The sequence below is a fragment of the uncultured Planktosalinus sp. genome (assembly GCF_963973675.1).
Lineage (GTDB): Bacteria > Bacteroidota > Bacteroidia > Flavobacteriales > Flavobacteriaceae > Planktosalinus.
This window is the reverse complement of sequence record NZ_CAXBAN010000163.1, coordinates 1-5,775: the sequence shown is the minus strand read 5'-3', so window position 1 is coordinate 5,775 and position 5,775 is coordinate 1. Positions and strand designations below refer to the sequence as shown.

Below are 5,775 nucleotides of genomic sequence, written 5' to 3'. Positions count from 1 at the left end.
AGTAATAAGGGTAGGGTATATCACTTTTAACTTGTTCTTTTATTATAACAGGTTAATTATTGTTAACTTTATAACTTAAAACCAATAAATTATGGAACGTAGAAAATTTATTAAAAAATCAGGTCAACTCATTCTGGCAGCTTCTACTCTATCCATTACGGCCTCATTTTTAAACTCTTGTAGCACTGACGACGATGGCTTTTTTGATGATGGGTATTACGATGATGGATACTATGATGACGGGTATTATGATGATGGGTATTATGACGACGGATACTATGATGACGGATACTATGATGACGGGTATTATGATGATGGGTATTATGATGGTTAATACCTTTTAAAAACCCTTATTGATAAATATTTTTATTTCAAAATTTACTTTTGGAGGGTCATTCTTTTACCCAAACAAAACATCATACAATACTTTTTCTTGAAATCAATTCTTTTTCTTCACGATACTGATATAAATACACCCCGAGGTGCAGAACTCACCATTAAGGAGTTGATTCAGCTGGGTGAAAAAAAAGGCTATTCAGTTTCAATTGATTTGTTAAGAAACTTTGAATCCACAAGTAAAGGAATTGAAAAAGCAGACCTCGTTATCCTCAACAGCACTTCGAGATGCAGTTTTGAACAGAATCTTTTAGTAGTATTAATCGACTCTTCAACACCCTATATTAAAGTTGAGTATGATTATAATTTTTGCGTTAGACGAAATATTTTATGCACCGTTGACCGAAATGTAAAAAGTTGCTGTAACACAGATAAGTTTCATCTTTACAGAAAACTTTTTGCAAATTCAAAACTAAATGCATTTCAATCGCCAAAACATTATACAGCACATTATGATTTTTATGGTGAAGCAGTAGCAAAGTATTTGATCATGCCACCAACAGTTCAGATTGAAAACCTAAAACCCTCAACTATTAAACAAGACCACACCATTCCCTTTTTTGGAGATCTCAATTTTCTGAAAGGCGGTAATGCCTATATTGATTATGCTTTAGAACATCCCAAACTAAATTTCACTGTATATGGAACAAACCGTATAAGAAGAGAAATTCCGGAAAATATTTCATTCCACAGCCCGGTTGCAAATACAGAGGTTTTAGAACTATTGGGGAAAACTAAACAGTTTATCTGTCAACCCGTTTGGCCCGAACCTTCCGGCAGGCTTGCCGCAGAAGCATTCCTTTCAGGTTGTGAAATGATTACAAACGATCGGATTGGCACGTTTTCATTTGAATTTTATCCTCACAATAAAGAACAAGCCATAAAGGAAATTAAGCAAGCCCCAGAAAACTTCTGGAATGCAATACAAGAGATTTTAGAATCCAAAAAAACTGTTGAAAAGAAAAAATATTTAGGAAAAGTCTTAGTTTATAAAAGTTATGGTGGATTGGGTGATATCTTTTTTGCCATTCCGGCAATCAATAAAATAGCTGAAGTTTCAGAAAAAGTTGATTTTGCTGTTGCTCCAAGATTAGTCTCCTTTTTTAAAAAGTACTTAAACAAAGTAACAGTAGTTGATGAAACTGAAGCCAGAAACAGCGAGGATGCTTATAACAATGTCTATGAACTGGGTAACTACCCGGCTTTTAGGGGTTATGATTTACCACATGCCTTGAAATACCCCACCCATAAAAAAGTAAAACAACACGCTATTCAGCATTATATTGATACCGTATCAAAACTTCACAGGAAGATTGACAATCACCTTGAGGTTTACCCTTATTTTGAAAGAAACCCAAATCCTAAGGAAAAGTATTTTGTGGTTCATCATGGCGCTGGCTTTCTTTTAAAAATATGGCCCACAGAAAAGTATGCAGCCTTAATAGAACGTTTACACGAAATGTATCCACACCTGAACTGCAAAATCATTCAAGGCCCTGATGACCCCGATATTAAAAGTTGCTTTTCAAAAGAAATGAATCATGTTGAATATATCACAGGAGGCATGGAAGACGTAGGTGAAGCTATGGCAGGAGCACTTTTTCACATTGGCAACGATGCCGGAATCACCCACGTAGCAGGGGCTTTCAATGTGCCATCAGTTGGAATTTACGGCCCAACAGGACCCGGAAGTTGGGGAAGTTTTGCAGAACACAACGAACTCATCTGGGGGAAAAAAGGTGTCTGCAACATTCGGTGCAATTATGATGTAATTCTAAACTGTAAGCACAAAATCTGTCTAACATCCGTTACTGTCGAGCGCGTTTTGGAGGCGCTTTACAAAGTGCTTCAAAAAGCCTACAAAAACGATCCTATCACCATTAAGGTAAACCCAATGCTGGAAGTTGAACTTGAAAAAAATGATTGTTTACTTAAATTGAATGGAGATGAATTCCTTATTGAATATCAGGATGATACTATGAAGCAACAAGTACAAACCCTTTTTAAAAACCCCTCTTCAATTGACACTGAAAACCAAGACCTTAATTTAGCTATATCACTTTTTAAACAACAAAACATCCTGTTTGAAACACCAACTTTTGATTAAAAAAAGGACTCCCAGTACACTATGGTTTTCCAAATAAACAAGCCTAAAAAAACCATTGAAACAAAAAACTTCATAAAAGTAGATGCCAGAAAACCAATAAAGGAACCAAAAGCAGCCCTCAATGCATTATGACGGGTTTTCGTATTTAAAAGCTCTCCTAAAAATGCTCCCACAAAGGGTCCAATAATTACTCCAAAAGGTATCGGAGCCAGTATCCCAACAATTAAACCAAGAGTTGCTCCTATCATACCATAACGACTACCTCCAAAACGCTTGGTCCCCATTGCTGGAATTATATAGTCCAATATAAAAATCAGCATGGCAACGATAAAAGTAATCGTTAAGAACGTATAGTTCAAAGGAACCGCTTTCGTTAAATGAAATACCAGCAACCCCAACCAACCCGTCACAGGGCCTGGTATTACTGGCAGAAAACTACCAGCAATACCAAGCAATACCAGTAATAATGAAACAAATAATAGAAATAAATCCATCGGTTTTTCTGTATGAGTCTAAGATACTTCTTTTTGGTTACAAAAATATTTAAACTAATTTATTAGTTAAAACTAAATATTTAGTTATATTTGTAGTCAAGTTTAAAAAATTAAACCAATAAAACTCCCCACCTTAGTAAGGGTTGGGGGAGTATAGAGAATTATGAAACAACTTACAAAAGCAGAAGAAGAAGTGATGCAAATTCTTTGGGGTTTGAAAGAAGCCAATGTTGCCGCAATCGTCGATGAATTTCCCAAACCCAAACCGGCTTATAACACGGTATCAACCATTGTTCGCATTTTGGAAAGTAAAGGATTCGTCAACTATAGAAAAGAAGGACGCGGTCACATTTACTTTCCGGCAATGGAAAAGGAAACTTATAGCAACCTAACCATCAACAAGCTTATGGATAATTACTTTCAAGGCTCCTTTAAAAGTATGGTTTCTTTTTTTGTAAAGACAAACAAAGTTTCCACTAAGGAACTTGGAGAAATTTTAGAGCAAATCAATAAAGAAGAAAAAAAGTAGTGATAGGCTATCTCTTACAAACCGTCGTATTTCAATTGCTATTTCTAATAGTTTATGAGCTGTTGTTGAAGAAAGAAACCTTTTTTCAATGGAACCGATTCTATTTGTGTTTAACTCCGCTACTCGCCTTGATTTTTCCCTTTATAAAAATCCCCGCTTTACAAACAATCATACCGCAAAATTTTGCAGTTGTTTTACCTGAAATAATACTAGGCCCTACTTCTGTTACAGCCCAAAACAATTTAGCAACGAAAGCTTTTGAAACCTCTGTTTTTGAAATCATCCTCCTTTCTGGAATAATTTTAAGCACAGTACTTTTCTTTTGGAAACTTAATAAGATATTTCAGCTAAAGCGGAAAGGAAAAACCGAAATCCTGGAAGGCACCACCCTCGTTCGTCTGCCAGACAGCACAGATGCTTTCTCATTTGGCAACTTGATATTTATAGGTGAAAAGCTGGAGCAAAATGCAAGAAAGCACATTATCAATCACGAGTTGGTACATATCAAACAAAAACATTATGTCGATCTGATTTATTTTGAATTGCTGCGCATTGTGTTTTGGTTCAATCCATTGATATATTTGTTTCAAAACCGGGTTGCCACACTTCATGAATATATTGCCGATAGCCGGGCAGTAGCAGCAACAGATAAAAAAACATACTACCAAAACTTGCTCACTGAAGTATTTAAAACCCAACATATTTCATTCATCAATACATTTTTCAATCATTCATTAATCAAAAAACGAATCGTTATGTTACAAAAATCAAAATCAAAGAAAACACAATTGGCTAAATTTTTAATGTTAGTGCCGCTTTTAGCCGGAATTATTCTCTATACTTCTTGTAGTCAAGATGTAGCTTCAGAAAGCTCGCACGAAAATTCAATCACTCAAAAAATTGAGGAATTAAAAATCGCTTTAGAAAACAATTCAGGTGGGATATCTCTACAAGAACACGAGGAATTAGTGAAACTAGCCAGACAAACTGCCTTAAAAGGCTATGACCAAAATAATGCACTTAATTTATTTGAAAGTGGAGAACTAGACGTCCTTCCCTTTGCCGTCATTGATCAAGCACCCATCTACCCCGGTTGTGAAAACTTGTCAACCAATGAAGAACGCAAGCAATGTATGTCTGAAAACTTAAACACGCTTATAATAGAAAATTTCAATTCGAAAGTGGCAAAAGGATTGGGTTTAAATGGGCGAGTTAAACTTTCAGTGCAGTTTAAAATTGACGAGCAGGGCAATGTTGTGGATATTTTAAGCAGAGCTCCCATAGCAGCACTTGAAGAAGAAGCAAGACGGGTAGTTGGTTTAATCCCACAAATGCAACCAGGAAAACAGGATGGTAAAGCAGTAGCTGTTTCATATGCTTTGCCTATTGTCTTTGAAGTAAATGAATAAATCTAATTTATGATCAAAACCTGTCAAGTTTTTAAAACCTGACAGGTTTCATCTTTACAATTATTTGAAATGAAATCCCTGTATTGTTGTTTTTGTTTTTTAATTTTTATTTCGATTTCGGCGCAAGCCCAAAATCACAAATCGCTTGCAGAAAATTATTACGCCTTAGGCAATTACAGTAAAGCAATACAGCATCTCAATCAACTGCCCGAAAGCAAAGAACAACAACTCAAACTTGCCAAAAGCTATGAACAAACCGGAAATTTAAAAAACGCCTTAGCACATTATGAAAAGCTTTTTGACAGATATCCCGAAGACATTCTTCTGGCGTATGAGTATTCCAAACTGCTTCGAAAAACAGCAAAAAGCAAACAAGCTGAAAAGATTCTAACCACATTAATAGCTTCAGACTCTTTAAATCCCAATTTCCCCTATCAAATGGGATTACTGAAAGAGCAGCAAAGCGATAGTGTAGCGATTGAATATTTCGAAAAAGCATACCGGTTAGACCAAAACCATCTACCGGCGGCTGTTAAAGTGATTACCGATAAAATAAAAAATAAATCCTTTGAGCAGGCAGATACTATTTTAACACAAACATTAAAAATAGACGACACCCATTTTCAGCTTTCGAACCTAAAAGCCCTCAACCATTTTTATCAAAAGGATTTTCATAATGCTATTGTAGGGTATAACAAACTTTTAGAATTGAATCGTCCATCAGAAAATGTGTATCTAAAATTAGGGTATGCATATGCTCAAGTGATGGATTTTGAAAAATCGATTGAGCATTATACCATCGCCATCAATGAATATGATGATAAAAATGGTTGAGGGCTT

At 35.5% G+C, this 5,775-nt stretch carries 6 protein-coding genes; 5 read left to right on the top strand and 1 reads right to left on the bottom strand.

All coding sequences use genetic code 11. From position 1 onward, the window contains the following. The first annotated feature begins 91 nt into the window (after positions 1 to 91). Both AACY61_RS07730 and AACY61_RS07725 read left to right on the top strand, forming a co-directional pair. Positions 92 to 334: a hypothetical protein gene (locus tag AACY61_RS07730; RefSeq protein WP_339611000.1), complete on the top strand. Its 243-nt coding sequence runs from the start codon at positions 92 to 94 to the stop codon at positions 332 to 334. A gap of 99 nt (positions 335 to 433) precedes the next feature. Then, the gene (locus AACY61_RS07725) at positions 434 to 2,503 is read left to right on the top strand and encodes a glycosyltransferase family 9 protein (protein WP_339610999.1); all 2,070 of its coding nucleotides are present in this window, start codon (positions 434 to 436) and stop codon (positions 2,501 to 2,503) included. On the opposite strand, the gene AACY61_RS07720 is transcribed toward AACY61_RS07725, so the two are convergent. Then, a complete protein-coding gene (locus tag AACY61_RS07720) occupies positions 2,500 to 2,997 on the bottom strand; it encodes a DUF456 domain-containing protein (protein WP_339610998.1) in 498 nt (165 codons plus the stop codon). The genes AACY61_RS07725 and AACY61_RS07720 overlap by 4 nt on opposite strands. Before the next feature lie 163 nt (positions 2,998 to 3,160). On the opposite strand from AACY61_RS07720, the gene AACY61_RS07715 reads away from it, so the two are divergent. The 3 genes from AACY61_RS07715 (at position 3,161) to AACY61_RS07705 (ending at position 5,769) form a co-directional block, all read left to right on the top strand. After that, positions 3,161 to 3,526 carry a BlaI/MecI/CopY family transcriptional regulator gene (locus tag AACY61_RS07715; RefSeq protein WP_339610997.1) on the top strand — a complete coding sequence of 122 codons (366 nt, stop codon included), beginning with the start codon at positions 3,161 to 3,163 and terminating at the stop codon, positions 3,524 to 3,526. A 35-nt stretch (positions 3,527 to 3,561) separates the two neighbouring features. Next, positions 3,562 to 4,935: a M56 family metallopeptidase gene (locus tag AACY61_RS07710; protein ID WP_339610996.1), complete on the top strand. Its 1,374-nt coding sequence runs from the start codon at positions 3,562 to 3,564 to the stop codon at positions 4,933 to 4,935. A 69-nt stretch (positions 4,936 to 5,004) separates the two neighbouring features. Continuing rightward, positions 5,005 to 5,769, top strand: a complete 765-nt coding sequence (locus AACY61_RS07705) for a tetratricopeptide repeat protein (protein ID WP_339610995.1) — start codon at positions 5,005 to 5,007, stop codon at positions 5,767 to 5,769. Positions 5,770 to 5,775 lie beyond the last annotated feature (6 nt).

Coding starts and splice junctions, on each gene's coding strand:
- AACY61_RS07720 (WP_339610998.1), bottom strand. CDS start 2,997: ATGGATTTATTTCTATTATTTGTTTCATTATTACTGGTATTGCTTGGT.
- AACY61_RS07715 (WP_339610997.1), top strand. CDS start 3,161: ATGAAACAACTTACAAAAGCAGAAGAAGAAGTGATGCAAATTCTTTGG.
- AACY61_RS07730 (WP_339611000.1), top strand. CDS start 92: ATGGAACGTAGAAAATTTATTAAAAAATCAGGTCAACTCATTCTGGCA.
- AACY61_RS07705 (WP_339610995.1), top strand. CDS start 5,005: ATGAAATCCCTGTATTGTTGTTTTTGTTTTTTAATTTTTATTTCGATT.